At 54.8% G+C, this 26,060-nt stretch carries 24 protein-coding genes; 5 read left to right on the top strand and 19 right to left on the bottom strand.

Features of this window, described 5'->3' with window-relative positions:
- Positions 1-57: 57 nt before the first annotated feature.
- Genes G7064_RS10920 through G7064_RS10910 form a run of 3 tightly spaced genes read right to left on the bottom strand, consistent with a single transcriptional unit; the run spans position 58 to position 1,947 of the window.
- Positions 58-984, bottom strand: coding sequence for a DUF5777 family beta-barrel protein (locus tag G7064_RS10920; protein ID WP_240935449.1), 927 nt, complete (start codon positions 982-984; stop codon positions 58-60).
- A 22-nt stretch (positions 985-1,006) separates the two neighbouring features.
- Positions 1,007-1,582: a YceI family protein gene (locus G7064_RS10915; protein WP_166073602.1), complete on the bottom strand. Its 576-nt coding sequence runs from the start codon at positions 1,580-1,582 to the stop codon at positions 1,007-1,009.
- Between the two features lie 23 nt (positions 1,583-1,605).
- Positions 1,606-1,947: a c-type cytochrome gene (locus tag G7064_RS10910; RefSeq protein ID WP_133271319.1), complete on the bottom strand. Its 342-nt coding sequence runs from the start codon at positions 1,945-1,947 to the stop codon at positions 1,606-1,608.
- 1,346 nt (positions 1,948-3,293) lie between these two features.
- On the opposite strand from G7064_RS10910, the gene G7064_RS10905 reads away from it, so the two are divergent.
- Positions 3,294-3,770, top strand: a complete 477-nt coding sequence (locus G7064_RS10905) for a hypothetical protein (RefSeq protein ID WP_166073601.1) — start codon at positions 3,294-3,296, stop codon at positions 3,768-3,770.
- Positions 3,757-3,960, top strand: coding sequence for a hypothetical protein (locus G7064_RS10900; RefSeq protein WP_166073600.1), 204 nt, complete (start codon positions 3,757-3,759; stop codon positions 3,958-3,960). Before G7064_RS10905 ends, G7064_RS10900 begins: the two co-directional genes overlap by 14 nt.
- Positions 3,961-4,371: 411 nt before the next feature.
- Here the strand turns inward: G7064_RS10900 and katG are convergent, their stop codons facing one another.
- Together katG and G7064_RS10890 are read right to left on the bottom strand one after the other, a co-directional pair.
- Positions 4,372-6,627: a catalase/peroxidase HPI gene (katG, locus tag G7064_RS10895; RefSeq protein ID WP_166075102.1), complete on the bottom strand. Its 2,256-nt coding sequence runs from the start codon at positions 6,625-6,627 to the stop codon at positions 4,372-4,374.
- 249 nt (positions 6,628-6,876) lie between these two features.
- Positions 6,877-7,905: an SMP-30/gluconolactonase/LRE family protein gene (locus tag G7064_RS10890; protein ID WP_166073599.1), complete on the bottom strand. Its 1,029-nt coding sequence runs from the start codon at positions 7,903-7,905 to the stop codon at positions 6,877-6,879.
- 214 nt (positions 7,906-8,119) lie between these two features.
- Here G7064_RS10890 and G7064_RS10885 point away from each other — a divergent pair, with 214 nt between their 5' ends.
- Positions 8,120-8,806, top strand: coding sequence for an SOS response-associated peptidase (locus G7064_RS10885; protein WP_166073598.1), 687 nt, complete (start codon positions 8,120-8,122; stop codon positions 8,804-8,806).
- Between the two features lie 130 nt (positions 8,807-8,936).
- Here the strand turns inward: G7064_RS10885 and G7064_RS10880 are convergent, their stop codons facing one another.
- The 4 genes from G7064_RS10880 to G7064_RS10865 all read right to left on the bottom strand — a co-directional run bounded on the left by G7064_RS10880 (position 8,937) and on the right by G7064_RS10865 (position 11,752).
- Positions 8,937-9,146 (bottom strand): hypothetical protein, encoded by a 210-nt coding sequence (locus G7064_RS10880; protein ID WP_166073597.1) that lies wholly within the window; start codon positions 9,144-9,146, stop codon positions 8,937-8,939.
- 239 nt (positions 9,147-9,385) lie between these two features.
- Positions 9,386-9,727, bottom strand: coding sequence for a hypothetical protein (locus G7064_RS10875; protein WP_166073596.1), 342 nt, complete (start codon positions 9,725-9,727; stop codon positions 9,386-9,388).
- Between the two features lie 230 nt (positions 9,728-9,957).
- Positions 9,958-11,115, bottom strand: a complete 1,158-nt coding sequence (locus G7064_RS10870; RefSeq protein ID WP_166073595.1) for a serine protease — start codon at positions 11,113-11,115, stop codon at positions 9,958-9,960.
- A gap of 49 nt (positions 11,116-11,164) precedes the next feature.
- Positions 11,165-11,752 carry an RNA polymerase sigma factor gene (locus tag G7064_RS10865; RefSeq protein ID WP_133271326.1) on the bottom strand — a complete coding sequence of 196 codons (588 nt, stop codon included), beginning with the start codon at positions 11,750-11,752 and terminating at the stop codon, positions 11,165-11,167.
- A 132-nt stretch (positions 11,753-11,884) separates the two neighbouring features.
- On the opposite strand from G7064_RS10865, the gene G7064_RS10860 reads away from it, so the two are divergent.
- Positions 11,885-12,115 carry a hypothetical protein gene (locus tag G7064_RS10860; RefSeq protein ID WP_133271327.1) on the top strand — a complete coding sequence of 77 codons (231 nt, stop codon included), beginning with the start codon at positions 11,885-11,887 and terminating at the stop codon, positions 12,113-12,115.
- A 154-nt stretch (positions 12,116-12,269) separates the two neighbouring features.
- Here G7064_RS10860 and G7064_RS10855 read toward each other — a convergent pair whose 3' ends face one another.
- From G7064_RS10855 to G7064_RS10825, 7 genes are all read right to left on the bottom strand, one after another.
- Positions 12,270-14,081 carry a hypothetical protein gene (locus G7064_RS10855; protein ID WP_166073594.1) on the bottom strand — a complete coding sequence of 604 codons (1,812 nt, stop codon included), beginning with the start codon at positions 14,079-14,081 and terminating at the stop codon, positions 12,270-12,272.
- A 12-nt stretch (positions 14,082-14,093) separates the two neighbouring features.
- Positions 14,094-14,273: a hypothetical protein gene (locus G7064_RS10850; protein WP_166073593.1), complete on the bottom strand. Its 180-nt coding sequence runs from the start codon at positions 14,271-14,273 to the stop codon at positions 14,094-14,096.
- On the bottom strand, positions 14,249-16,375 hold the full coding sequence (locus G7064_RS10845; RefSeq protein WP_166073592.1) for a DUF4175 domain-containing protein: 2,127 nt from the start codon (positions 16,373-16,375) through the stop codon (positions 14,249-14,251). Before G7064_RS10845 ends, G7064_RS10850 begins: the two co-directional genes overlap by 25 nt.
- Complete coding sequence (locus G7064_RS10840) at positions 16,372-17,949, bottom strand: BatA domain-containing protein (RefSeq protein WP_166073591.1); 1,578 nt, start codon at positions 17,947-17,949, stop codon at positions 16,372-16,374. Before G7064_RS10840 ends, G7064_RS10845 begins: the two co-directional genes overlap by 4 nt.
- Positions 17,950-18,003: 54 nt before the next feature.
- The gene (locus tag G7064_RS10835; RefSeq protein WP_166073590.1) at positions 18,004-18,879 is read right to left on the bottom strand and encodes a DUF58 domain-containing protein; all 876 of its coding nucleotides are present in this window, start codon (positions 18,877-18,879) and stop codon (positions 18,004-18,006) included.
- 11 nt (positions 18,880-18,890) lie between these two features.
- The gene (locus G7064_RS10830) at positions 18,891-19,868 is read right to left on the bottom strand and encodes an AAA family ATPase (protein WP_166073588.1); all 978 of its coding nucleotides are present in this window, start codon (positions 19,866-19,868) and stop codon (positions 18,891-18,893) included.
- Positions 19,869-19,947: 79 nt separating this feature from the next.
- Positions 19,948-20,571: a DUF4159 domain-containing protein gene (locus G7064_RS10825; RefSeq protein WP_133271332.1), complete on the bottom strand. Its 624-nt coding sequence runs from the start codon at positions 20,569-20,571 to the stop codon at positions 19,948-19,950.
- A gap of 244 nt (positions 20,572-20,815) precedes the next feature.
- Here G7064_RS10825 and G7064_RS10820 point away from each other — a divergent pair, with 244 nt between their 5' ends.
- Positions 20,816-21,460 carry a porin family protein gene (locus tag G7064_RS10820; RefSeq protein WP_166073587.1) on the top strand — a complete coding sequence of 215 codons (645 nt, stop codon included), beginning with the start codon at positions 20,816-20,818 and terminating at the stop codon, positions 21,458-21,460.
- A 78-nt stretch (positions 21,461-21,538) separates the two neighbouring features.
- Here the strand turns inward: G7064_RS10820 and G7064_RS10815 are convergent, their stop codons facing one another.
- The 3 genes from G7064_RS10815 to G7064_RS10805 all read right to left on the bottom strand — a co-directional run bounded on the left by G7064_RS10815 (position 21,539) and on the right by G7064_RS10805 (position 26,023).
- Positions 21,539-22,864: a TldD/PmbA family protein gene (locus tag G7064_RS10815; RefSeq protein ID WP_166073586.1), complete on the bottom strand. Its 1,326-nt coding sequence runs from the start codon at positions 22,862-22,864 to the stop codon at positions 21,539-21,541.
- An 83-nt stretch (positions 22,865-22,947) separates the two neighbouring features.
- A complete protein-coding gene (locus G7064_RS10810) occupies positions 22,948-24,600 on the bottom strand; it encodes a TldD/PmbA family protein (RefSeq protein WP_166073585.1) in 1,653 nt (550 codons plus the stop codon).
- 85 nt (positions 24,601-24,685) lie between these two features.
- The gene (locus tag G7064_RS10805) at positions 24,686-26,023 is read right to left on the bottom strand and encodes a TldD/PmbA family protein (protein ID WP_166073584.1); all 1,338 of its coding nucleotides are present in this window, start codon (positions 26,021-26,023) and stop codon (positions 24,686-24,688) included.
- Positions 26,024-26,060 lie beyond the last annotated feature (37 nt).

Here is a 26,060-nt window from a genome sequence, read left to right as displayed (position 1 = left end):
TGGAAAATGGGTTGAAGGTTTAGTGGAAATAATGTCAGGTAGGAAGCCTATGGGGGCTTATTTGCGAAATCCTGCTTTGGGACGCACCGTGAAATTGCGATTGACGATAAAGCCGAAATAGATATCGCCATCGAAGAAATTGCCGCGCGTCTGCTGCACAAACGACTTCTCAATCAAGCCTTGCGCGTTCGTGACGTGCAGTTGGAAGACGTGTCCGCCTGTTTCCAAATCGACGCCTAGCGCTAGGGCATTGCGTACCCCAGTTGGCTTAGAATCGGGAAGCAGGTAGTAGTACTCCGCATTCAGCGACGTGCGTTTGGTCAGCTTCTGCCGGCCGGCAAAGCCCAGAGCATACACGTCATTTGGGTCCTGCTCCGTAGCCACTAAGTTGTTGTGCACCATCGTGGGCATAAACTGCAAGGAAAGCGATGGGCTAAACTTACGGGCCACCAACGCCTGAGCCGTGTAAGTAGAACGACGAGTGAAGGTGCGGTCAAACGCATCGCCACTGTAGCGCAGCGTATTGACCGCCGTGCTGCCAAACATGGTCACGCTGACCGGCGAACCGCCCGCCCCAGTGCGCTGCCGAATAGCTTTGTACTTGATAAAACCATCAAATGCCTTCTCCAGCGAGCTACGGCCAATGCCGACGGTGAGTAAGTCCGTAATCCCGTACTCTAAGCCTAGGCGAGTCGTTGCCTGGTCAAGGCCAAAGAAGTTGTACGCGCCGCTGTTGAGGGTTCCGAAGCGGTGAGAGATCAGAAAGATCATCGTACCCTGCCCCGGTGTTTGTACCGTGTGCCCATTAATGAGGCGGGTGCTTTTGAAGGTAGCATCTACGTAGCCAGGAGTTTGGGCGGTAGGAGCTTGTTCTTCCAATTGCCCAAGTAGGTCGCCTTGAGCCCACGCAGGAGCCGCGGCGAAAAGGGTCAAGCCTACCAAGAAACCTGCTAGCCGGCGGCTTAGGGAGTACGTGTGTTGCATATAAAAGGGTGGTAGAGGCGGATTATTTGGATAAAGTCAGCTGCGAAACGGGGTCGCAGGATAAGGACACGCGGATGCCGACCGTCTTGGCAATGTTCTCGCGCACCAGCAAGGGCACCTCAATGCCATAATCGGCGGGAGCCACGTTGAAGTAGGCGTGCACGAGGAGGGTGCCGCGCGACATCTCCAGGGCACCCGGCACGGTAATGCGTTTCGTCACCCCATGAATCGTGAGGTCGCCCTCCACGTTCACGCGTTGCGAGCCGCCTTTGAACAGGGCGTCGGGGTGTAAATCAACTACCCGGCCCGAAAAGGTCGCCTTGGGAAAGCGCTCCGACTCCATATAGTTCTCATTGAAGTGCTCCTGCATCAGCGTGCGCTTAAACTGGAAGGACTTGATGGGGATGGCGAAGGCCAACTGGCTGCTCTGCACATCTACCACGGCCGATACCTGTTCGGTACGGGCCTCAATGTCTTCAATGATACTAGTCGAGTAAAAGGTAACGGTACCCGTGCGGGTCATGTATTTTTGGGCCCAGGTGTCGGGCGCCACGCAAAGCATGACGATCAACAAAGACCACCAGGTGAGGTTCTTCATACAGCAGAGCGGCGAGCAAGAGCTTAATTATTTGGAGCTCCGGCCGTTACCCATGCTTTGAGGAGTGCGATATCACAGTCGGAGAGCTTGGCCCCATCTTTTGGCATTTGGGCATAACCCGGCGCGTGACTCACCACCCCCACTAGCTGGCCTGTATCAGCCCGTCGTTTGATTTCCGCAAAATCTTCCAGGTTTACTCCTCCCGTCAGAATGGCTGCATTGTGGCACGTGCGACAGTTCTTGGTTAGGAGCGGGGAAATATGCTGTGTATACGTTACCAAGTCCGGCGGCGTGCAGGGCTGCGGGTCGGTGGCTAGCTTCTCCACGCTGTCGTAGGCACAACTAGTCGTTAATAGAAGAAGCAAGTAAAGGGAATACCGGCGCATAAAGGTGTGCAATAGAATCTGTTGTTGGTGGAAGCAATGAGGACGGGTCGAGCAAAAAGCTCAGAGCGGAGAAACGGGTAATAGAATTCAGTAAACTGGGAAATGTATAACTTTCAAAAAGAAGGAGGTTTGCTGTATTATTTGCTAAACTGTATTCTTGAATATGTCAAATAAATCGAGATTAATGTTAAAACGACTTGATTTAATGTTTTTATATTTTAGAAATCTGCACTTTATTTAGTCTCTAAAAAGCAAAATGCATTGGGTTTTAAAGAAAAAAATTGCTCACACAATTCAATTACACCAAGCTTTTATATTATAAAACCCAAGTGCTAATCTGAGGAGATATTTGACGCAAGCTGAACTATAACCGTGCCAATATTCAATGCTGAAAATCAGTATTTATCTGCGTTAAATACTGATTTTCAGTACTTTGTATTAAAATTATATTAACTGTGATGATGGCTATGTGGGTAGAGGTCATAATAGATTTTGTAGACTGTAAGTATTAATTGTATCCAAAATTGCTGTCAATGAAAGTTATTTAAATTACTATAATTCAAACTCTAATTATGAGTTTGAATTATAGGATTCATTGTTAAACTCAAACACTAAGTACGTAATTTGAATCAAGTATTCGCTGTTGTCTTATTTAAATGGAAAGTACTGTTGCAATATTTGATATGGCTATAACTAAAACTTATTTTAGTTATAATTATGCCAATGGATTTTTGAGGATGTGCTGATAAAGATAAAGTAAGCTTTCCCTATATCGATAAAGAGGATTTGTGGAAGCATCTGGAACCATCTATTATCAAATTTGTTCTAAAAGACAACAATCAAATATTATAAAATTAATAATTAAAAATATGATTATAAAGTTATGCATGCTAACGTATGTGTGTGCTAAATAACAATTAGATGAGCTTAGAATAGTTAGAAAGCCTACTAAGCCGGTAGTTGAAAAAATGTTTAAAACATGTGGAAATAAATTTTTCCCAGATACGGTGGTTATACAACATCGGATTGCGCTATTGAAAATATTTTATAACTGAGCCTTTACTTGCTTGATAACTTGATAAACCCATCGTAGGGGAATCGTTTTGCTTACTATAGCAATGGATTATATGACAGCTTAGACTGAATGGACCCAAAAGAAAAGGCCAACTATTTCTCCCCATTAAGTAAGTGGAATTGAACTTATACTAGATTGGAATTGATTTTTATGTTTTTATAATAATTTTAAGCTAAAACACTATGTATAGGTCTAATGATTGTATATTATTGTAATAAGCACAGTAAGCAAACTTCTTTTGTCTCTTCAAATGACTGCCTTTTATACCACAACAGCTACGGATTCATATAACTTTTCCCGGGCTAGCCTATTGGCTTTTTGTGGCTTGCTGATACTTGGGTTCACCTCTTGTGTGGGTGGCCGAGAACGTACCCCTTCGCTGAGCGCAAACAACGCTATGACGGCATCGCCGATTGACTTAACACGCCTTCAGGTGCAACCCGCTGAGGATGGCATTGAAGTGAAGTGGGAGACGGCAACTGAACTGGGGTGCGCTTATTTTGAAGTTGAGCGTAGTGCAGATGACATCCATTATAAGGTTATTGGTCGAGTAGAAGGAGATGCAATGGCAGTTACAACGCGCAGTCATGCCTTTTTGGATAAGGCTCCGTTGCAGGCGGCTGCTTATTACCGCCTTCGTCAAGTAGATTTGGATGGAATGAATCATGTTAGCCTCAAGCATCTGGTGGATGCCAATGGCACTCAACCATTAGTTGCCTCTCGCTAACCCCACCGATATTATTCGACGCAACTTTCCTAAAAAGCCCCCAGCCATTGGCTGGGGGGCTTTTTTCAGTAATGAGTATTTTGAGAGAAGTGATAGTTTGGTATTCGTTAGTCTGGAAATCGTTGATGGCGGAAAGGGTGAGTCGGCGGCCGAATCGGCTGAAATGGGAGCCCTAGGTTGGCAGAGCTAAGGGCAGTGCCATTAGATCACTCAGCTTTCTACTGCCCTTCGGCCTGATAGATACGATTGGAGCTATTTACACCAGTGGTATTTATGGTGTCACCTGCCTTTGTTAGCCTTAATGTGATTTAAGAGGAGGTTGACATATGGTATCGAGACGCACGAGCTGCCTTCACACTCCATCTCCCACACAATTGAAATCAACCGACTTATGCCGCTCGGCGAATCAAAGCTGCCTGCACCCATTCAGCCCGTAGAAAACGTGTTGCTATAAATAGTGGAAGGAACCTGTTTAGGAATTGACGCAAACGTTCCGAGCATCATGCAGCCTATGGCCCGAACAAAAAAGGTGGCCTTGCAAAAGGCCACCTTTTTCAAAGCAGTTCAGCGGCTAGCGTAGCCTGCCAAGCTCACCATTAGGCTAGGCTAAATCGAAGCGGCCAAGGTTCATTAGTTTGGTCCACACGGCCACAAAATCACGTACGAACTTCTCCTGGGCATTCGCATAGCCGTACACTTCGGCCAAGGCCCGCAACTCGGAGTTCGAGCCGAAAATCAGATCTACACGGGTGCCAGTCCATTTTACGGCACCGGTCTTACGGTCACGGCCCTCGAAGGCCGTCTGCGCGTCCGACGTGCTTTTCCAAGTAGTGCCCATGTCGAGCAGGTTGATGAAATAGTCGTTGGTCAGAGTGCCCGACCGATCAGTAAAGACGCCGTGCTGGGACTGATCAAAGTTGATGTTGATGGCCCGTAAACCCCCGAACAATACCGTCAGTTCGGGCGCGGTGAGCGTCAGCAGTTGAGCTTTGTCAACCAGCATTTCCTCAGCCGAAGCTTTGTGATGCGACTTGAGGTAATTGCGAAACCCGTCGGCGGCTGGCTCCAGTGCCCGAAACGAGGCCACGTCGGTCTGCTCCTGCGAGGCATCCGTGCGGCCGGGCGCGAACGTTACCGCCACCTCGTAGCTGGCGTTGCGCGCGGCCTCTTCGATGCCGGCATTACCTCCCAGCACAATCAGATCGGCAATCGATACCTGCTTGCCGTCGGTTTGGGCTGCGTTGAACTCGCGCTGCACGCCTTCCAGCACTTGCAGTACCCGAGTCAACTGGGCGGGGTTATTTACTTCCCAGTCTTTCTGGGGGGCTAGGCGAACACGGCCGCCATTGGTGCCCCCCCGCTTATCAGAGTCGCGGTAGGTAAAGGCTGATGCCCAGGCGGTAGACACCAATTCGGATATCGACAGGCCAGACGCCAAGATTCTGCCTTTCAGGGTAGCAGCGTCTTGGTCATCAATCAATGGATGGGTGACGGCCGGCACCGGGTCCTGCCAGATTAACTCTTCCGTGGGCACTTCCGGACCGAGGTAGCGCTCAATCGGGCCCATATCGCGGTGGGTCAGTTTAAACCAGGCGCGAGCAAAAGCATCGGCAAACTGGTCGGGGTTTTCGTGGAAGCGCCGGGAAATGACTTCATACGCTGGATCTGCCCGCAGGGCGATGTCAGTAGTGAGCATGAAGGGCGCGTGCTTTTTGGCTGGGTCGTGGGCATCTGGAATGGTGCCGGCGCCGCCACCATTCACGGGCCGCCACTGGTGTGCCCCAGCGGGGCTCTTGGTCAGCTCCCATTCATAGCCAAACAGATTATCGAAGTAGTCATTGCTCCACTGGGCAGGCGTGCTAGTCCAGGCGCCTTCAAGGCCACTAGTAATGGTGTCGGCGCCGTTGCCGGTACCGTAGCTGTTGCGCCAACCTAAGCTCATTTCTTCCATGCTAGCGCCAGCGGGCTCCATGCCCACATACTTGCCGGGATCAGCGGCGCCGTGGGTTTTGCCGAAGGTGTGGCCGCCGGCAATCAGGGCTACCGTTTCTTCGTCGTTCATGGCCATGCGGCCAAAGGTTTCGCGGATGTCGCGGGCAGACAGGGCCGGGTCGGGATTACCGTTTGGGCCTTCCGGATTCACGTACACCAAGCCCATTTGCACGGCGGCGAGTGGATTTTCTAACTGCCGGTTGCCGGAGTAGCGTTCATCACCTAGCCACTCGGCCTCTGAGCCCCAGTAAATGTCCTGCTCAGGCTCCCACACGTCTTCGCGGCCACCCGCAAAGCCGAATGTTTTGAATCCCATTGATTCCAGGGCGCAATTGCCGACGAGTACCATCAGGTCGCCCCATGAGATTTGCTGGCCATATTTCTGTTTGATAGGCCACAGCAGCAGGCGGGCCTTATCAAGGTTGGCATTATCGGGCCAGCTATTGAGGGGCGCAAAGCGCTGAGCGCCGGAGCCCGAGCCTCCCCGCCCGTCGCCAATGCGGTACGTGCCGGCGCTGTGCCAAGCTAGTCGGATGAACAGCGGGCCGTAGTGTCCATAATCGGCTGGCCACCACTCTTGCGAATCCGTCATGAGGGCATAAAGGTCCTGCTTCACAGCCGCCAAGTCGAGCTTCTTGAACTCCTCGGCGTAGTTGAAATTGCCCCCCAACGGGTTGGAAATGCTGGCGTGCTGACGTAGAATATTGAGCTTGAGTTGGTTGGGCCACCACTCGCGGTTGGTGCGGCCTCCGCCGGCGCTGCGTTGGAGTGCGCCACTGCTGAAGGGGCACTGCGCTGCCGCTGGTCCGTTTACCTCTTCGAGAATTGAGTCACCCGTAGGGTGTGCATGCTGACTGTCGTCCATCTGAAAATTGGGTTGCTGTGTGATGGGAGTATAATGCACAGCACGCCAAAAAGTTTGGACTTCTACTAGTAGAGCTTATCGGCAACTTGCTGGCAATCTTATAATATGCTTTGATGAACATATTGTAAGATGCCTCTTTAGGCCAAATGTCAGAGTGGATAGATAAATAAGAGAACCGCGGATGGGCGGTGGTTTGCGAATTAGCGACAAATCCACTTTCCTATCCGACACTAGCACTAGATAAGAGGCTTACCAGCCGGCTCCTTTGGTAAGTGTGCGGATGCGGCACAAATAGTTGCTGGCCGTGAGGTAGAGCGTGCTCCCATCGTCACCCCAGGCCAAATTGGCAACCGCAACGGGCAGACCGATGCGGCCCAAATGAGTGCCATCGGGGGCTAGCACGTGTACGCCGCCGGGACCAGTAGTAAATACGTTTCCTTGCTGATCTACTTTAATTCCATCAGGCATACCAGCGAGTTGGCTGGTAAGAGGTGTGGCATCGAAAAAAACGCGGCCTTTGCCTAAGCTGCCATTTTCTCGCACCGGATAAGCCATTACCACTGCTCTTTTAGGATCTGATTGGGTGACGTACAGCGTTTTCTCATCCGGAGAGAAAGCCAAGCCATTAGGGCGCGTCAGGTCCTGAATGACTAGCGTTATCTGCCCCGACTTCGCTATGCGATACACGCCACTGAAATCCAGCTCACGGCGTGGGTCTTTTTCCTGTTCGGGCAGGCCGTAGGGTGGATCGGTGAAGAAGATGTCGCCGTTCGATTTGATAACCAGATCGTTGGGACTGTTCAGGCGCTTTCCTTCGTAGCTGTCGGCGAGGGTGCGCTTGCCGCCGTCTTTGAGCAGCACGGATATGCGCCGGTCGCCATGCTCGCAGGCTACCAATTGGCCCTGCTTGTCAAAGGCAAGGCCATTGCTGCCCGATTCCTTACTGTAAGTACCCAGCCCTGTATAGCCGGCGGGCTTGAGATGTTCGGCCAGTGGCTCGCCTTCTTTCCAGCGATAAATCACGTTTTGTGGCGCGTGAGAAAACAGCAGGGCGCCATGTTGCTTCGACCACACTGGACCTTCGGGCCAGGTGAAACCCGACGCTAGCACTTCTATTTTGGCATCGGGTGCTACCAACTGACTCATGGCTGCCTTGTCGGGGAGGACGCTGCCCAGCGTGGGATACACTGGCGGCCTGCGTTGCGCGCGGGCTGGCGCAACATGAGCCAGCGCCAAGCTGGCAATACCTAGTAAGCAAAGCAGAAACGGCTGATCCATAAGCACAAGGTAAAGGCTACCCTAATTGTTACGGCCGCCGCGGTATCGTGTTCGGATGAATACGCCGCAAATAAGCCCCCCAACAACTGCCCTGTTCTTGGGTCAGGCTGAGAAGAGCATTTCTCACACAACTTCTACCAGCGGGCCGGCGTAACCAGATATGTGCTTTCTAGGGCCTGAAATGCCTTTCTTTCACTGCTTTTCCTATTAGCTTATGTGTGGCCGCTATACATTTATCTCGCCGGCTCCTGTTATTGAGGAGCGTTTTGATGCCCGGTTTACGGAAGAAATGCCCCCCAATTACAATGCGGCGCCTTCGCAGCAACTGCCCATTATCACCAACAGTGCTCCCGGCCAGATTCAGCTGGTGCAGTGGGGCTTGGTGCCGGGGTGGGTGAAAGACATTAAAACCGCGCTAAAACCTATAAATGCCCGCGCCGAGACGCTAGCCGAGAAGCCATCGTTTCGGCAGCTGCTCCAGCGTAAACGCTGCCTGGTGCTGGCCGACAGCTTTTATGAGTGGCAGCAAGTGGCGCCACCGGCCGGGAGCAAGAGCAAAAAGGCCAAGGTGCCCCACCGAATTCTGCTGCGCAATGAACAGCCTTTCGCTTTCGCTGGCCTCTGGGACGAATGGACCGACCGCGAAACGGGCGAAGTACTGCCTACGTTCACCATTATCACCACGGAGCCGAACGACCTGATGGCCCACTTGCACAACCGCATGCCCGTGATACTGCCCGATCGGGACGCGGAGCTGGCCTGGCTCGACGATGGCGTGTCGGCAGTGGACCACCAGCACTTGCTCCGCCCATATGCCACCGAGCTGATGCAGGAGTACGCGGTTAGCACCCTCGTCAACTCGCCTGGGCATAACTCTCCTGACGTACTGGCTGCTGCTTAATTATTGAACTGCACTGGCTATTGTGATAGCAATGCATCCGGTTGAAAATAAGTGAGTAAGCTGCCGCACTTTGGAAGTGGCAGTCAACAAAGAGCCCCCTGCTAACAGGGGGCTCTTTGTTGACTATGTATTAGATGATACGAACAAGCGGACGGCCTTTGTGGCGCGTGGTTTTTTTGTGTTTGAACTGCGCTTTAATTGGTTTGCGCTTGGCGTAGGGTCCGATGGCGGTAGGTGCGGTAGGAGCCAAAGGTCTTATCGCGGCAGCTACTGTGCCCACTGTCTCGCCCAGAGCCATGAACAGGAGTGTGCCAAAAATCAGAAAGTATTTGTGCGGCATAAGAGGTAGAAAAGTGAGAGTAGGTGGTGTAGAGAGGTCAGTTGTCTAAACATAGGAACTTATATGTATTATAAAAAATAGCAGCTTTTTTATATAGAAAATAACCCGATTAGCTCTCTGCACTTACTGAATCACGAAGGTTGGCTATAATCGCAAAAAAGCCCCCCAGAATATATCTGGGGGGCCTTTTTGTAGCAAGTAAGAAAAAGGCTTCCGAGCGTTAGCGCAAAGCCAAAAGCTTACGAGTCTTGATTAGCCTGAGGCTTAGGGCCGTTGTTTGGCTTTTTATTCTTGTGCTCCTCCACTGGCTCAGCCGACGTATCATCGTCGTCGGCGGCTTCCACCACCTTGTTTACAACTACCACAGCAACAGCAGCGATAGCGGCAATACCGATAATCAATTGGGTAGTGGTAAAGCGCTGGGCTGTCTTTTTCAGCAGCGTTCCACCGTGCTTGAGCAAGTCGTCAATACGGTCGTGGTCGCCCTGGAAGATAACGTGGTAAGCACTCTCGAGTGTCCGAGTGATGTCTTCGGGCAGAATTTTTTCTAGCTGAGTTTCTAGTTGTGTTTGGTTGTCCATAGCGCAGGTTTGCGAAACGAGTGAAAAGTCGATACAGAATAGTGGTGTAGCCACCGGGAAGCGTGTACGCAAAAACTCGTTCGCGGGCTGTCCTTTTTTCTATTCCCCCTGCATAAGTCCACACAGCCAACGCTTTAGGTATGCAGTCGCTTAAATCTGGCGTTGAGATGCAGGCTACTAAAAAAGCCCCCCAAGATCTGGGGGGCTTTAGGAGGAATAGCTATTGGCGCTTATTCGTAGACCTTCACTACGAAAACAAAGTCCTGTAGCTTCCGCAGCTGCTGCGGACGCGTATTGCCAGTCAACTGGTTGAATCGAGGTAAGTTATACGGCTGAGCAGGCTTCGCTGTGGCCAGCGAATCGACTAAGCGCATTAAGTAAGATGACTTGGTGGCAAAAGCGGCGCTTTGCACATCCGTCTGCCGACCACTGATAATACCGATCAAATTGCCCCGATCATCGAGCAGCGGACCGCCGCTGTTGCCCGGATTCACGGGAATAGAAATCTGATAAAACCCGGTATCACCTTCGAAGCCTGAGCGGGCGCTCAATGAACCATCATTAAACACCAGATCCTCACGCGGATACCCCAGGGTGTATACTCGCTCGCCCAATTCAGCCAAACCACGCTTGAAGGAATATGGCAAGCGACCAAAGCCATTAAACTTTGGGTCGGTGATACGCAAAATAGCCAAGTCGTGGGCTACATCGGAGAAAACAGGCTCGGCGCGGAAGCGCTGCCGGTCGCGGCTCTCAATCAGGACCGAATCTGCCCCCTGAATCACGTGGTAGCTGGTTACCAAGTAGCCATCGGTAGTGAGGGCGAAGCCCGTTCCGCTGAATTTACCCGGGTTGGCTTCCTCAGTGGGGCGCGGCTCATCCATCAAGGTGAGGGCCTTATTCATCGCGCGCTGGTTGCGCTTGATGCGCTCTACTTCGCGCCGCAGCACCGTGTAGCCATAAAGCGAGGGCTTTTGCTGAGCGGTGCGCCACATTTCCAGACCAAGCAAGGTGGCGAATACCGCCAGTATAGCGACCGAAGCCGCTACCGCGATAGTAGCGCGATGGCTGCTCCAGAACTCCCGCAGGTGCTGCTCCGTGCGCGAAATGCGCATGACCGGCATGGTGGGGTGGCCCGTTTCGATAATGGCTTCCGTGGCGGCTTTCTCTGCATCAAGCGCAGCCTGCATGGCCCGTAGCTTACGCCGCGTAGTCAGGCGCCGGCCGTAGCCATGGAGCGTAGCGGTCAGCTCGTTGAAATCAGCAAGCTGCTGGGCTAAATCCGGTTCGGCGGCCAAGCGGCGCTCCAGAGCAGCCTGCTCCTCGGAAGGCAGCTGTCCGCTCTGGTAAGCGTCAAATAAAGCGTAGTAATCAGCTTCAGTTTTCATAGGACTTGTCGGAAGCGAGCTTCCTCTATACTGGGAACCGAGCTTGCCGCTAAAAAGATTCTTCTTCCTTATAATGGGTGAAAAACAGCTTTTTAAGACGCACTAGGCACTTGTATTTTTGATTTTTGGCGTTGTCGGCATTGGTATAGCCAAACTCAGCCGTGAGTTGCTGCATGGATTTCTCCTGCAGGTAAAAACCTTCAAGCAGCGACCGGCAAGGCTCTCCCAAGTGGTTGAGGGCTTCGGCCATCGTAGCGAAGCGCTGGTCGCGCTCTTCCGCCTGGTCGACATCCGCCTCCGCACCGGTTTCGAGGTAGGGCTCATGGTCTTCGAGACGACCGCCAAAACGGTTTTTCTCAGCCAACCGTTTGAGCCACAGTCGCCGACACACCGCGTAGAGGTAGGTTTTGATCTGGCAGCTCAGCTCCAAAGAGCCCTCGCGCACCTTTTCATAAAACACCATTACGCCCTCCTGATACACGTCCTTGGCCTCGTCCTCGGTGCCACTATTTTGCAGCACCAAGTGCGAAATCATGGGCAGATGCAGGCGGTAAAGTTGTGCCAATGCCCGATCGTCGCCGTCCTGAATGGCAGCCACGAACTCTTCATCAGTGTAGGAAGGTTGACCCTTACCCATTCGCTTTGGTCTTTAATACACAGAGGATGACTTAGTAACCCTCCCTAAAAATTATTTTCTATCGCCGGGTTACCTTTTGACCGAATGGGAATGAAGGAAGTTTTTAGACAACTTTTCAAACCTAACACCAAAATGAAGAACTTCCTGAAAGTATCTGCCCTGGCTTTTGTATTTGCTGCTGCCCTGACTTCTTGCGAGTCGAAGCCTGCTGAGACTGAAACTACTACCACCGAAGTAAGCACTGAGACTACCGTTCCGGCTACTACCGACACTACGATGGCTGCTCCTGCTGACTCTGCTGCTATGACAGCTCCAGCTGACGGCACTTCGACTTCGACTACCACTACGACGACCCAGCAGTAAAAGTAAGCAGCTACCGGCTTACACCGGTAAGTTGCCAAACGGCCCGGTTTCCTTTAATAGGAAGCCGGGCCGTTTTTTTGTGTAGATATTCTTTTGTAATCGCTTCAGCTATAAAGCGGTAGGCGTACTAGGTAGGACGGCGTTAGCACTGAGGCTACAGTTTCTCTTCTAACCATAAAAAGCCTGCCCCCAGCAAAAACAAGCCGAAGAACCAAGCTGCCGGCCACGCCTGACGAGTGAGAATAGGCGAAGCCGCAACGGAAGCAGATGGGTCGGCTATCCAGGCTTGCGCTGCCTGCTGACGCAGCTCGGTTTCGGGGCCGAGCCAATTTTGCCCCCCAAACACGTAAAATGAATGTGCTGTCTTTTCGGCCAGCGTCACGCGGTGCCACCCTGTTGAATCGGGCCAAAACTGGCCGGTACTCCACTCGGACAGACGGGTATCTTGACGCATAGCTAAGCGTATGGGCTGCGGACCAGCCCCTTGCACGGTGGGCGCAGTGACAGGAAAGCTCGCCGCTGTTAGCTGTACCTCTACGGGAGTATTGGGGCGAGGCCAGGCTGTTGTTACGCGCCAAGCGGCTGTTACCGGTTCGGGCCGCGCTACGGCAGTCAGCAGGCGGCTCCAATAGGCATTATAGGTCAGTGAATCGTTCTGCAAGGCCCAACGGAAGGTTTCGGGTAGTACCGATACGACCATTGTTCCGGCGCCCAAGCGCTGAGATGCTACCACAGCTTGTCCCTGCCCAGTTGTGATGATGGGCCGCAATCGGGCCGAGGGCCGCAAGGTAGCCGGCACGGTAGCGGTGGTGCGGCCAGGAGCCCCCGGCCACAGAACAGGCTGCGGCTTCGCAGATGCGGCCGTAGCAACGGGCACAATACTAAAGGCGGCCCGAGCAGGCGTGAGGCGCGGCAACGGAGCAGCATCGGCCAGCACGATAAGACCGGGCCCACCGGTGCGCAGCGCGGATGTTAGATGTTGTACTTCGCCCCCGGAAAGTGTGGCCAGCGTACCGACATCGGCAATGACTGCATCGTAGCGTGCTAGCAAGGCGGGCGTTAGGCGGGAAATGTCGTGGGTAGATTGATTGAGAAACTCGGTTTGCGTCAGTCCACGACTAATGCCCACGCGCAAGGCTACCGCATGCTGCCGCGTGCCAAGCTGGTTTTTGAGGAATTTGAATTCAAACGATGGGGTACTTGCCAATAATAGTAACCGCAGGGCGCGGGTGGGCACTACCTCCACGGGTACGGGCTCAGTAGTTAAAATTTGCCCCCCACGTCGTGCTATCAGCTTGTACACGGCTAAGCCCGCCGCCTTCGGTACGTAGCTCAACCGAAAAGCCCCCCGCCCGCTCGTTAAGCGCACCGAATCGCGTGGCGCGCCTACTGCGCGCAGGTGTATCCACGTGGGGGCATTATCGCCTGCTTTGGAAGGCAAATTATCGAAGTAGCCTGCTACTTCCAGCGGTTGCCCTAGCTCTACGCGGGATGCCCAATTAGCTGTTCGGAAGCCCGCTCGGGTTGCAGGCGCATGCGGCACTAGCCGGACCGGACCAAGCAGTGTCAGGTCAGCGACGGGCAATCCCTTTCCAACTACATGCAGGCGGCGCAGGCTGGGCTGTTGCTCCCTGATTTGTAAAATGTTGGCTACCGTCACCGTGTCAGCTCCGGCTACTGCATGGGTACGCCACAAGCGGGTAGCGGGCCCCAAGCGGCGCAGCAAAGCGCGAACGGTATCGGGTTGGAAATTTTCGGTGAGCAGAATGGTTTCGTAGGACGAGCTTGGTACGCTGCGGTAAGGCGGAAAAGCTGTAAACCACAAGCCCGCCCCGGTTAGTACGCCCGCCAATAAACGCAAGACAAGCCGCTGTCGGTTAGGCCGGCGCAGGGCGCTCCAGGTCAAGCCAACAACCAGCAGCATGCACAGCGTAAGCAGGGCGTAATAAAGAAACGTGGGGGGCATTTTAGACAAAACTTACCGGCTTAATTCCTGGAAATACCGCTGGGCCAGCGGGTTGGCAGTCGGCACCCGTGTAGGCGCTGCCGGTGGGGCTGGCAGCAAACCGGTAAGCGCGCGCTCCACGGATGGTACCAACTCAAGACGCAGGGACCGGCCGGCGCGAACATCGGCTACCAGCCCACGCAGGTCACGCAAGGCGGTGAGGTAGGCCCCGGACGCTCCAGCGCGGCTTGCGCCAAGGCTTGACCGGCCTGTTCAAGTAACAAGGCGTCAGCCGGTTTGGCGACTTGGCCGCGGCGGGTAGCCCCTAGCCAACGCAACGCGGTGCGCACGGTTGGTTGCGTAGGCGGGGGGGCAATTTTCTGCTCCCGGCGCGGCGCGGCGGCATTGCCCATTTCGCCCGTAAGCCGCAGCGTAGCCTCCGGTAATACCGGCGGCGTAAAGCCCGATTTCTTGACGTAAGCACGGGTCTGCTGCTGCACTTGCTTAAGCAGACGCAGAGCGCGGTACTCGTACGGCAAGGCTTCCTTCAAACGACTGGTGCGCAGGCGCAACTCCGCTTCCCACATTTGAGCCAGCACGCCGCGCAGCTTGGCCTTCACCTCTGGTTCCAGAAAGTCAGCCGTTTCGCTGTCGTCGTGCAGGTGCATGTAAGGCTCCATGAGGGCGGCCGTGGCAGCCTCACCAGGAACGTCAGTGGCGGAGGGGAACTTGTCGCCGCTGTGGTCGTGGCCATCGTCGGCCGAGTGCTCTTCCGGCTCGGTGGTTTGCTCTTGCTCGGCGGTGGCAGGGTTATCTTCCTCCTTCTTCGCTGCGGGCGGACGAGTGGCCGTCTCGCCAATACCTTGCTCAAACTCTTCACCTAGAAACTTGCCGTAGCGCATACGCAGAATTTTCTGGTCGAAACCCAGGTTATTGCCGCGCTCTGCAACGGTGGCGGCGGGCAGGCGAGGCTGCTCGGCAATCAGCTTTTCGGTGTCGATAATGATCTGACGCTGGCTCCGAAAGTAGGCTGGCACCACATTCACCCCCAACGACAGGTCGGAAGTGCCATCAACAACAGCCGTGTCTTCCCACTGCACCAAATAGGTGTCGGAGCGGGTGCTGCCCCGGGCGTTGTCCCAGGCTTGCACGTAGAAATACACTTCGTCACCATATGTCAAACCGAGCTTTGGCAAGCTAAGCAGGTGAGTAGCCGTGGCTTGCTCAGGCTGTCCGCGCAGCGGACCGCTTAAGTCCGTCACGACTTCCGTAAACTTCACTGCTTCACCCTGCCCTTGCGCAACCGTGGCTACCAAACGGGCCCGACTCAAGCCGTAATCGTCGCGCAAAGCCACTCGAATCGCTATTTGTGGCTTGTCGCCAAACTCGATAAGAGTGTATGGTTTAGGATTCTGAATCTGGACTACGGGCGCTTGGTCAGGCTGCACATCAATGGCATAGTCATCGGAGGCTTTGCCCGCAAAACGCACCCGATAAAGCACCGATGCCGTCAATACTTGCTCAGCCACAAAGGTGTTGGTTTGCCCTGGCATAGCCCGAAAAGCCACCCGCCGCGTGCCTAGCTCTAGTTGAGGCGGCGCGTCGGCCGCTCGGTTTACGCGCACCGTCCACCGCACCCGCGACCCACTAGGACAGCGGAAAGAAGCCATAGCGGCATTCGTAGCAGGGCGGCGGGTATAGGCCGGCGGCGTCACGTTGATGCGCGTATCAGTAATTCGCGGCGCGGCTTGGGCCGCAGGGCTAAGCTTTTCTTCGGGAAAATTCAGCGCTACGGCAGGAGCGACAGTTGGGGCTACGGCCTGCGAAGTTGGCCGCAGCCACCACCCTGCTCCCGCCAGAGCAAGTAGCAGTCCCGCAACACCCAGCGCCGGCCGAACATCAAACGGTAGCAAGGTCTTTTCCGCTGCTTGCAATTCCTGCAAGCGACTACTCACCCGCTGATGCTGTAGGCTTTCAAGCAAATTCAATTCGGACGGCTCACGGAGCAACAGACCAGTGCTATCCTCCAGCTGCGCAAAACGCCGGTCGAGCTGCCGCGCTATGGGCGCCAAGTCAGAGTTCCAGAAGCGCCGTAGCTGGATAAGGGCGTAAGCAGTCAACAGCAGCGCAGCTCCTCCTATGGCCCACACCGGCACAGGCCAATAGTGGGCAACTACCGCCAGCAAAATGCCCCCCGCCACGATGGGCAACAGCAGCGCGCCCGTCCGGCGCAAAGCATAACGGCGCCACTCGGCCCTGAGTGCGGACGAGGCGACCAAAGAAGGCGCTACAGCAGCTTGGGTAGTGGGTGTCATGCGGGAGAAACGGGGGAAGAAATGGGTCGCTGCCGGGCCAGTAAGCGCTCCAAACCAAAGAGCAACGCGGCGAAGAGTACTGCCCAAGCACGCAAATCAGTGAATGTGTCAGGAGCTAGTCGAACTGCTTTCTGGGGAGCTTTTTCGGTAGAGTTTGAGCTACGCTGAATGGCTGCCTGAACTTGGCTCGGAGCAACTGCCCGCTGGTCATTACGGGCTAAATCAAGAGTTGATATAACTGGCTGTAGCAACCCAAGCAGCAAGGCCGGCAATTCTGGACTATCCGGAAAGCCACTCCACGTTGGATTCAAGCGCGTGTGCAGCGTGTATACCTGGCCGCGCCCTTCCGCCCGCCGCGACAGTACAGGCTGCCCTGAGCCATCTGTCCAAATAGTAGTGGCGGCGGGCAAAATAGCGGCCGTATCACGGCGCGAAATCGGAATAAGTGTCTCCGCTCCAACAGGTCCAAATGGAGCTGTAACGGGAGTGCCCATTCCTGTCGCTTGCTGCCACCAGTTCAGCCCTTCGCCCACCCGCAGTTTCCACGCGGCTGGCATAGGCGCTTTGCTCAGCCAGAAAACCCAAGTCAGCGAGTCAGAAGGGGAGGGCGCGGTGGCCGAAACGGTAATGACTGGCGGCACTAACAGGCCACTACTCGCCGCTCGTAACGCCGCTGCTAAGTAGCGCGCATCCTCGGCCTGGTCTGGGGTGTAATGCACGCGCAGACGCATAGGGGCCTGCACAGGTGTAGCTACGGAATCAGATACGAGGTGCACAGCCGCCTGATTGTTAGCGCGTGTTTCATACCGAAAGGCCGGCAAGCCCGGCACTGGCAGAGTACCAGCCGTAGTTGGCCGCGCGACCGTAACCGCCTGAAAAGTGGTTTTTTCTTCATCACTACGCCCAATTAGTAGACGTAGCTTGTCTACCCCACTGAGGCCCGCTGCTTGCACCCACGCACTCGAATCAGGAGTAGGAATAAGCTGCCAAGTTAGGTTAGGGGGCAAATTAGGGCGGGTGCCTTGCAAGTCGGCTAGTTTAGCTGGCGTGAGTAAGTGCACGGGCCGATCCGCAAAACGCTGCGCGGCTTGGGCTGCGCGGGCCCACAAAAAACCTGGTTCGGTTGAATAGCTAATAGAGTTAGAGGCCGCTGGATTCGCTACTAAAGTAGTCCACTCTTCTGCTGAGATTGACGGAAACCCCTTCTCCAAACGACTTACCTCGTACCCACGGCGACGTAGCGAATCAACTAGCGGGCGTACGCTTGGCAGCGCAGCGGAGGTTAGCAGTTCGGGGCTCACTATTACCTGGCCACGGGCCGGCGGCGCGGGCCGCTGCCACGCAGGCCCGGCCAAAGCCACCGCTAATACTGCTACTACAGCCGCCCGCAACAGCAACAGTAGCAACTGCTCCAGCTTCAGGCTGCGCAGGCGCCGGTTGGCCGACGCCGCCAGCCACCTCACGCTGCCCACCTGCACCGTGCGGCCCGGCCGCCGGTTCCAAAGGTGGATAGCCAAGGGCACCAGCAGCCCCAGCAAAGCCAACAACGCAGATGGAGTGAGAAGGGTGAACAAGGTTGACGTAAGAATTAGAATTGAAATGGCTACTCAATAAGGCAGAGCAAGTATTTACATCTGCGCCTCGCGGCGGCGCAAAAACTCGCGCATCGCCTGATCTAGCGGGTCAGTGGTGCTGAGTTGGTGGTAGTCGAAGCCGTGGCGCCGGGCCGATTGGGCCGTGATACGCAGCCATTCTTGGTGGTTCTGCTGATAAGCAGCCCGCTGCTGATCGGCATCAAGCTGGAGAATCTGGCCGGTTTCGAGGTCCTCAAACGTGATGGAGCCCCGGTAGGAAAACTTCAGCTCGTTCTGAGCCACCAAGTGCAGTACTAACACCTCGCCGGCTACCGCCTGCAAACGGGTGAGCAGGCGTTCCATCTCGGCTTCTTCCTCATATAAGTCGCTCACAAAAACGGTCAGGGCCCGCTGGCGCCGGGACGTAAGCGGCGCCAGCGTAGCCGTGCTCGGAAAACGTCCCACTCCCTCCGTCTTCTCTAACATATGGTAAAGACGAGGTAGCTGCCGCGTCTCAGCCCTGGGGGGCAAATGTTGGAGCCCTTCCGGCCGCAGCACGCTGAGCGCTACCGCATCACCCTGATTAGTGGCCAGATACGCCATACTTGCCAACACCAGCCGGGCATAATCCAGCTTGGTCAGGCCGTTGTCGTCGCGGTGATTCATACTGGCACTCGCGTCGAGCAGCAGATGAATCATCAGACTGGTCTCCACCTCCGATTCGCGGATGTAGTAGCGGTCGGAGCGGGCAGCCAATCGCCAATCGAGGCGGCGCAAGTCGTCGCCGGGCTGGTAGGGGCGGTACTGGCTGAACTCCAAGCCCACGCCCCGCCGCCGACTCCGGTGCTGACCAGCCAGAAAGCCCTCCGCCGCCAGTTTGGCAGCCAAAGGCAAGTTGCGCAGGGCGTGAAGGGTTTCTGGAGCCAGCATATAGTTCTTGGCTAAACGGCTACGGCTTTCAGCAATTCGGCTACGGCGTCATCGGCCGTGATATTCTCGGCTTCGGCATTGAAGTTCAACAGCACCCGATGCCGCAATACCGGCGGCGCCAGCGTCCGCAAATCGTCTATGGTAACGGCGAAGCGGCCTTGCAGCAACGCCCGCGCTTTGGCGCATAAAATGAGCGCTTGTCCGGCCCGCGGGCCCGCACCCCAACGGCCGTAGTCCTGAATAAACTTTACCTGCGTAGTAGCTGGCCGTGTAGCCCGCACCAAACGGTTTACGAAATCAAGTAGCTCTGGGCTCAAACTCACTTGGCGCACAAGCTGCTGCAACTGCCGGATATCCGCGCTGCCCAGCACTGGTTTTACTTCGGCGCGGGCTGTGCCCGTTGTGCCGCTGAGTACCGCTAGTTCTTCCTGCTCCGATGGGTAGCTGATGCGCACGTATAGCAAGAATCGGTCAAGCTGAGCTTCGGGCAACGGATACGTGCCAGCCTGTTCAATCGGGTTTTGGGTTGCCAGCAGGAAGAAAGGCTTCGGTAGCGCATGCTCTTGGCCCGCGTACGTCACGTGGCCTTCCTGCATGGCTTCCAGCAACGCTGCCTGCGTCTTGGGTGGCGTCCGGTTGATTTCGTCGGCCAATACCAAGCTGGCGAAAATTGGTCCCTCGTTAAACTTAAACGAACGATGACCGGTGCCGTGGTCTTCCTCCAATACTTCGGTGCCCAAAATATCAGTCGGCATCAAGTCGGGCGTGAACTGAATGCGCCGAAACGACATATCGGTGGCCGCCGCTAAGGTGCGAACTAGCAGCGTTTTGGCTAGTCCCGGCACGCCTTCCAACAGGGCGTGGCCGCCCGCCAGCAGCGCGACGAGCACCTCATCGAGTACTTCACTTTGCCCTACAATGACCTTGGCAATTTCTTCTTTGAGCGGCGGCAGTTTAGCAAGCAGGCGGTGTACTTCTTGTTCGGTCATGCAGGGAGAAGGTTTCTAGCGATGGTCGGGTGTTGGTTCCCGCTCAAGTCGAGGAGTTCGAAGGTTACTGAATTACTGGTTAAGCCGTTAGCGCGTACATTAAGATGTTGACACCAAACTTGGTGTTGTCTTCCGCCAGCCAGCGCTTGTTGCGGTAGTCGTAGTCCCACTCACAGCCGTAGTCTTTGTTGGAATACAAAACCCCAATGCGGCCGTTAATTTCCACCGCTTTCAGGTAGTCGTGGATGAGGTCGTCGCCCCAGCCATTGAGCTCGAAGGCAGTAGGCGGCGGACCATCTTTGAAGGTGAAAAACGACTTATAGATGGCGTGCGTCTTAGGAATCTTCTTGAGCGCCCCAGCCCCAAAGCACTGCCGCATCTGCTCCTCAAACGAGCGGGCAAACAGGCCGTCAATGTCGTGGTTGCAGTCGTCCACAAACACGAAGCCGCCGTTGCGCACGTACTGGGTGAAATTCTGCTTTTCGGCCGCCGAAAACTGCACCAAGCGGTGCCCCGATAGGTAGCAAAACGGGTAACTGAACAGATCGGGGCTGTCTAGGGCCACCACCTTTTCCTTCTGATTGACGGGCACCGTCGTGTACTGAATCAGCGAGTGAAGCAAGTTGGTGGGCATTCGCTCATCCACAGAATCCCAGTCGCCGGAACGGTATTGGAGGCGCACGAAGGTAAACGGAGCGGGCATAGAAGCAGGTAAGCGACGGAAAAGAGACGGCGCGGGGCCAACAAAGTTGCCTGGGGGGCAAATTCTGACCGGAAAATACAACCTGCCGCTGACTCATCCGCAGGAGTTTAAGAAGCTATTCTTGGCTTATGAATTTATTCTGGCCCAATTAATGCAAATCAATCATGTATAAATAATACGCCAATGCCTACAATACAATTTGGCATTTCAGCGTATTAGGTTTTTACTCCAACCTGCAACTACTATGAAACGCACTGTCCTATTGCTGTTTAGCTTATTTTCTCTAGTGCTTAGCGCGCACGCCCAATTCGGTTTGAAAGGCGGAATTAACCGCGCCGTACTCAGCGGCAACGTCGGCGACGATGCGGAGTATCAAACCTCCTATCATGCCGGTATTTTTTATGAACAGAAAATCTTCGGCCCCATTTCTTTGCAACCCGAGTTGCTCTACTCCATGCAAGGCGCCCAAGCCCGTAGCCTCATTCGCGACCAGTCGCTGGAGGAGTTTGATACCAAACTACACTACCTCACCCTGCCCGTACTAGCGAAGGTAAACCTCGGCCCCGTATTCGTGGAGGCTGGTCCGCAGTTCAGCTATTTGGTTTCGGCTCAGGATAACGGCCGCTTGCAGGTAGATATGACCAGCTCCGGCCCACAGGAATACCTCGATTTTGACCGTGATTCGAGTGGCGATTTCAAGAAAAGCGACCTCGGCGTAGCTGTTGGCGCAGGCATCAAATTGCCGCTGGGCTTATCCGTGGGTGGCCGCTTTACCACCAGCCTCAACAACATCAGCGACTACCGCAACATCAGCGGCGTCAACGACCCAGAGCTAAAAAACCGCGTGTTTCAAGCCTATGTGAGCTTTCAGCTAGGGCGAAATAACTAACCTAATCTTTCACACAGCTTCATAAAAAAGCCCCCCAGATAAGTTCCGGGGGGCTTTTTTATGGCAATAATCTACCGATTACACAGCGTCCGATAAGCTAGTGAAGGTGAAGTCGCGAATCTTCAGGGGCGGCACCAAATTGCCCCCCAGTCGTTGCGGCTTGCCTATTGCCTCTATATTATTCAGCATAATAATGGGCGACTCATTGAAGCGGAAGTTCTTCACGGGATGCTTGATCTTACCGTTCTCAATGTAAAAGGTACCGTCGCGCGTCAGGCCCGTAAAGAGCAAGGTTTGAGGGTCTACGTCGCGGATATACCACAAGCGCGTAACCAGAATACCTTTCTCCGTGCTTTTGATCATGTCCTGCACCGTTTGGGTACCGCCTTCCATGATGAAGCCGCTAGGGAAAGCCGTGGGCGCCACGTTGTTCTTCTGCGCCCAGAAGCGCGAGTAATACATGTTCTTCATCACGCCCTTCTCGATCCAGGTGATGCGCTTCGTTGGCAAGCCATTACCGTCAAACACGTTACCGGGCGCCTCTGTATTCAGCGGGTCGGAGTAGATCGTAACGCGCTCGTCGAATAGCTTCTGACCGAGCTTGTTACCACCGCCTTTTTTGCTCAAAAAGCTGCGCCCCTCATCCGCCGAGCGGGCATCGAGTGAGTACATCAGGTTGTTGAGCAACCCTTCATCGGAAACCAGGGCAGCCGGCTCCAGAATAACGGTGTACTTGCCGGGCTCAATGGCTTTCGCATTTACTGAGCCCGCCGCTTTGTCGGCCGCGATTTTGGTCAGGGCTTTGGCGTCGAGCTTGTTAGCATCCGTGAAGTCAGCTACTGCGTAGCCCGAACCCGTGCCATCGGGCGTGCGAACGGTGACGGAGAAGTCGAGGCTGGTGTCCTGCTGATACGCTTCGAGACCTTTGCTATTACGCATGGCCAGGAAACTCGCGCCATCTTCTAAGTAGCCCGCCGCCGTAAGCTTGCGCTCTTGGCATAAAGCAATACTATCGGCGGCAGCTTTGGCCCGGAAATCAGGCGTGACGTTGGCCGTAGTCTGCGCAAACGATACTGGCGTAAGATATTGCTGCGGACCTAGTAGCGGCACATAGTCAGGATCTTCGGGGGCAAGCCGGGCAATTTCTTCGGCCCGCTGCACGCAGCGGCGCAGCGTAGCCTCGTCGAACTCGTTGCAGGTAGCCACACCCGAGCGTTTGCCAAAACCTGACTCCACCACCAGCGACACGTTGTCGGTGGCGCCGGCGGTACTCACGTTGTTGCGGGCGTAGCGGATATTGCCTCGGGTGCGTCCTTGCAAGGTTACGGTGCACTCGTCGGCCTTGCTATAGCTCAGAACCTTCTTGAGAATAGTCTGAGCTTCATCTTTTGAGAGAATGGGCATTGCTAGCTGATTTTATGATAGTTATGCAACAATTGGCCTCCGCTCTAGCTGTTCCTGCGGGAGGGCTAGAGCGGAAGTTCCCATTATCCAATCTTACGGGCGGTGTTAATGACGTTCACGCCGTTGAAGCGCGTAGTCGAGCTGCCGTGGCTCACGGCGCTGCTCTGCGAAGGCTGACCTTTGCCGTCGTTGAAGAAGCCCGAGAAACGGTAGTCAGACTCGTCGCAGATGGCAGCGCACGAGTTCCAGAATTCCAGCGTGTTGGTCTGATAAGCCACATCTTCCAGCATTCCCGTGATTTTGCCTTTGTTAATCTCGTAGAATACTTGGCCCCCGAACTGGGAGTTGTAGCGCTGCTGGTCAATAGAGAAGGAACCGTGACCGGCAATGTAAATGCCTTTATCCACGCCTTTTACCATGTCGTCCACGCTCAACTTGGTTTTACCCGGCTGCAAGCTCACGTTGGGCATGCGCTGGAACTGCACATCGGCCCACGACTGCGCGTAGCAGCAACCATCCGACTCGTTCTGACCCACCATCGCGGCCTGGTCGCGAATCTTCTGGTAGTCGATGAGCATGCCATCTTTGATCAGATCCCACTTCTTGGTTTTCACACCTTCGTCATCAAAACCAACCGCACCCAGAGAGTTTGCCTGCTGCTTGTCGGCTACAATGTTGACGAGCTTCGAGCCGTAGGGCTGCTTTTTGGCGCGCCACTCCAACGTAGCGAAGGAAGTACCGGCGTAGTTGGCTTCGTAGCCCAGCACGCGGTCGAGCTCCGTGGGGTGACCCACGCTTTCGTGAATAGTCAGGCCCAGGTGATGAGGGTCGAGCACGAGGTCGTATTTGCCCGGTGTTACCGATTTGGCAGTCAGCTTTTGCTTTACCTGCTTGGTAGCGGCCGTAGCATCTTCCAGAATGTCGTAGCTGTTTTTGTAGCCAACTAAATCGGAGCCAGCGGGACCAGCAACTTTATCAGCCGCTTTGGGAGTGAGATACTCGTAGCCCATGCCCATGGGCGCGCTAAGCGCTTGGCGGCTGCGGAACTTACCGGAAGCGCGGTCGATGGCCGTTACGCTAAACGTTGGCCAGATACGGTGAATATCTTGGTCGATGTACGAGCCATCGGTGCTGGCAAAGTACTTCTGCTCATTTACTTGGAACAAGGCCGAGTTTACGAAGCTAGCGCCGTTGTCCATAGCTTTCGCGTTGGCACCCAACAGCAATTCCACCTTCTGGGCGATCGGAACTTCGAATGCATTCTGCTGAATAGGGGTCTTCCAGCTTACTTCGCCGTGACCTTTAACGGGCGCCAGTTTCACCTGCTCTTTCTGCACCTTCGAGTTGGCTTTGGCAATCTGGACCGCTAGTTGGGCGGCTTTGGCTAGGCCAGCTTCGCTTACGGTGTTCGTGGACGCAAAGCCCCAGGTGCCATTGGCGAGTACCCGCACGCCCGCACCGTAGCTTTCAGTGCTTTGAATATTTTGCACCTGCTTTTCGCGAGTAAAAATGCCTTGGTTCAGCGAGCGACCAATGCGTACATCAGCGTAGGACGCGCCGGCCGACTTAGCGGCATTGAGCGCCGCATCGGCCAAGCGCTTTTTCAGGGCTACGTCGGCGGCGGGTATCAGCAATTGCTCGGGCGTAACCAAATTGCCCCCCAAGCCTGGGAAGCTGGGCAAGAACAGGGCGCCGGCCGCTAAGCCCGACAGCCCGACAAAATCGCGTCGTTTCAAGAAAGTAGAAGTTTGAGTGAGGAGTAGAATGTAAGTACAAAACCCGCCGGACAAGGCCGACGGGTTTCGTAGCAGTCAACAGAAATTATACAGCGTCCGATAAGCTGGTGAAGGTGAAGTCGCGAATCTTCAGGGGCGGCACCAAATTGCCCCCCACGCGCTGGGGCTTACCGATGGCCTCTATATTATTCAGCATAATAATGGGCGACTCATTGAAGCGGAAGTTCTTCACGGGATGCTTGATCTTGCCGTTCTCGATATAGAAGGTACCGTCGCGCGTCAGGCCCGTGTACAAGAGCGTCTGCGGATCAACCGGGCGGATGTACCACAGGCGCGTAACTAGGATGCCTTTTTCAGTACCCTTAATCATATCCTGCACCGACTGCGTGCCGCCTTCCATAATCCAACCGCCGGGGCGGGGAATATCCGGAATGCCTGCTTTTTGGGCCCAAAAGCGCGTGGTGTACAAGTTCTTCACGACGCCCTTCTCAATCCAAGTCATTTTTTGTTGGGGGCGACCATCACCGGAGAAAGTCAGGGTCGGAATCTCAGCGTTCAGCGGGTCAGAATAGATGGTTACGCGCTCATCGAACAGTTTTTCGCCCTTCCTATTTCCACCACCTTTTTTGCTCAGGAAAGAGCGGCCTTCGTCCGCGTTACGTGCGTCGAGGGCATTCATCAGAGCTGCTAGGAGGGAGGCATCGGTATTGGCTACCAGGGCAGCTGGCTCCAGAATAACGGTGTACTTACCAGGCTCAATAGCTTTAGCGCCCACAGAGGCAGCTGCCTTGTCGGCGGCAATCTGGGTGAGGCGGGCGGCGTCGAACTTGCTGGCGTCGTTGTAATCGGCCGTGGCGTAGCCCGAGCCGGTGCCGTCGGGCGTGCGTACCGTTACGGAGTACTCCAGATTGGTGATTTGCTGATAGGCTTCGAGGCCCTTGCTGTTGCGCTTGGCAATGAAGCCAGCCTCGTCATTCAGGAAGCCGGCAGAGCTGAGTTTCTTCTGCTCACACAGCTTCATGCTCGCGGCAGTTTGCTGAGCGCGGTAGTCAGGGGTAATATTAGCGGTAGCTGCAGCAAACGCCGCTGGCGATGGAGCCAGGTATTTCTGAGCACCGAGGTAGGGAACATATTCAGGGCTTTCGGGAGCCAGACGAGCAATCTCTTCGGCCCGCTGTACGCAGCGACGCAAGGTTGCTTCATCGAACTCATTGCACGTAGCGACGCCTGAGCGCTTACCGAAGCGCGACTCTACGGCTAGCGATACGTTATCAACAGCACCGGCAGTTGAAATAGCATTACGCGCCGAGCGCACGTTGCCGCCCGTTCGACCGTTAAGCGTGACTTCACACTCATCGGCTTTGCTGTAGCTCAGCACTTTGGTCAGGATAGCCTGAGCCTCTTCTTTGGAAAGTATGGCCATTAGTTGGTATGGATGTACTGATTATTTATGTGTGAAT

The sequence above is a fragment of the Hymenobacter sp. HDW8 genome, assembly GCF_011305775.1.
In the GTDB taxonomy this organism is placed as follows: domain Bacteria; phylum Bacteroidota; class Bacteroidia; order Cytophagales; family Hymenobacteraceae; genus Hymenobacter; species Hymenobacter radiodurans.
This window is presented reverse-complemented; position numbering and strand designations above follow the sequence as displayed.

Excerpts from the sequence above, each read along its gene's own strand:
- G7064_RS10905 (WP_166073601.1), top strand. The coding sequence starts at position 3,294 with ATGACTGCCTTTTATACCACAACAGCTACGGATTCATATAACTTTTCC.
- G7064_RS10920 (WP_240935449.1), bottom strand. The coding sequence starts at position 984 with ATGCAACACACGTACTCCCTAAGCCGCCGGCTAGCAGGTTTCTTGGTA.
- G7064_RS10880 (WP_166073597.1), bottom strand. The coding sequence starts at position 9,146 with ATGCCGCACAAATACTTTCTGATTTTTGGCACACTCCTGTTCATGGCT.
- G7064_RS10825 (WP_133271332.1), bottom strand. The coding sequence starts at position 20,571 with ATGCCCGCTCCGTTTACCTTCGTGCGCCTCCAATACCGTTCCGGCGAC.
- G7064_RS10835 (WP_166073590.1), bottom strand. The coding sequence starts at position 18,879 with ATGCTGGCTCCAGAAACCCTTCACGCCCTGCGCAACTTGCCTTTGGCT.
- G7064_RS10885 (WP_166073598.1), top strand. The coding sequence starts at position 8,120 with ATGTGTGGCCGCTATACATTTATCTCGCCGGCTCCTGTTATTGAGGAG.
- G7064_RS10830 (WP_166073588.1), bottom strand. The coding sequence starts at position 19,868 with ATGACCGAACAAGAAGTACACCGCCTGCTTGCTAAACTGCCGCCGCTC.
- G7064_RS10915 (WP_166073602.1), bottom strand. The coding sequence starts at position 1,582 with ATGAAGAACCTCACCTGGTGGTCTTTGTTGATCGTCATGCTTTGCGTG.
- G7064_RS10815 (WP_166073586.1), bottom strand. The coding sequence starts at position 22,864 with ATGCCCATTCTCTCAAAAGATGAAGCTCAGACTATTCTCAAGAAGGTT.
- G7064_RS10820 (WP_166073587.1), top strand. The coding sequence starts at position 20,816 with ATGAAACGCACTGTCCTATTGCTGTTTAGCTTATTTTCTCTAGTGCTT.
- katG (WP_166075102.1), bottom strand. The coding sequence starts at position 6,627 with ATGGACGACAGTCAGCATGCACACCCTACGGGTGACTCAATTCTCGAA.
- G7064_RS10890 (WP_166073599.1), bottom strand. The coding sequence starts at position 7,905 with ATGGATCAGCCGTTTCTGCTTTGCTTACTAGGTATTGCCAGCTTGGCG.
- G7064_RS10875 (WP_166073596.1), bottom strand. The coding sequence starts at position 9,727 with ATGGACAACCAAACACAACTAGAAACTCAGCTAGAAAAAATTCTGCCC.
- G7064_RS10845 (WP_166073592.1), bottom strand. The coding sequence starts at position 16,375 with ATGACACCCACTACCCAAGCTGCTGTAGCGCCTTCTTTGGTCGCCTCG.
- G7064_RS10870 (WP_166073595.1), bottom strand. The coding sequence starts at position 11,115 with ATGAAAACTGAAGCTGATTACTACGCTTTATTTGACGCTTACCAGAGC.
- G7064_RS10855 (WP_166073594.1), bottom strand. The coding sequence starts at position 14,081 with ATGCCCCCCACGTTTCTTTATTACGCCCTGCTTACGCTGTGCATGCTG.
- G7064_RS10860 (WP_133271327.1), top strand. The coding sequence starts at position 11,885 with ATGAAGAACTTCCTGAAAGTATCTGCCCTGGCTTTTGTATTTGCTGCT.
- G7064_RS10865 (WP_133271326.1), bottom strand. The coding sequence starts at position 11,752 with ATGGGTAAGGGTCAACCTTCCTACACTGATGAAGAGTTCGTGGCTGCC.
- G7064_RS10805 (WP_166073584.1), bottom strand. The coding sequence starts at position 26,023 with ATGGCCATACTTTCCAAAGAAGAGGCTCAGGCTATCCTGACCAAAGTG.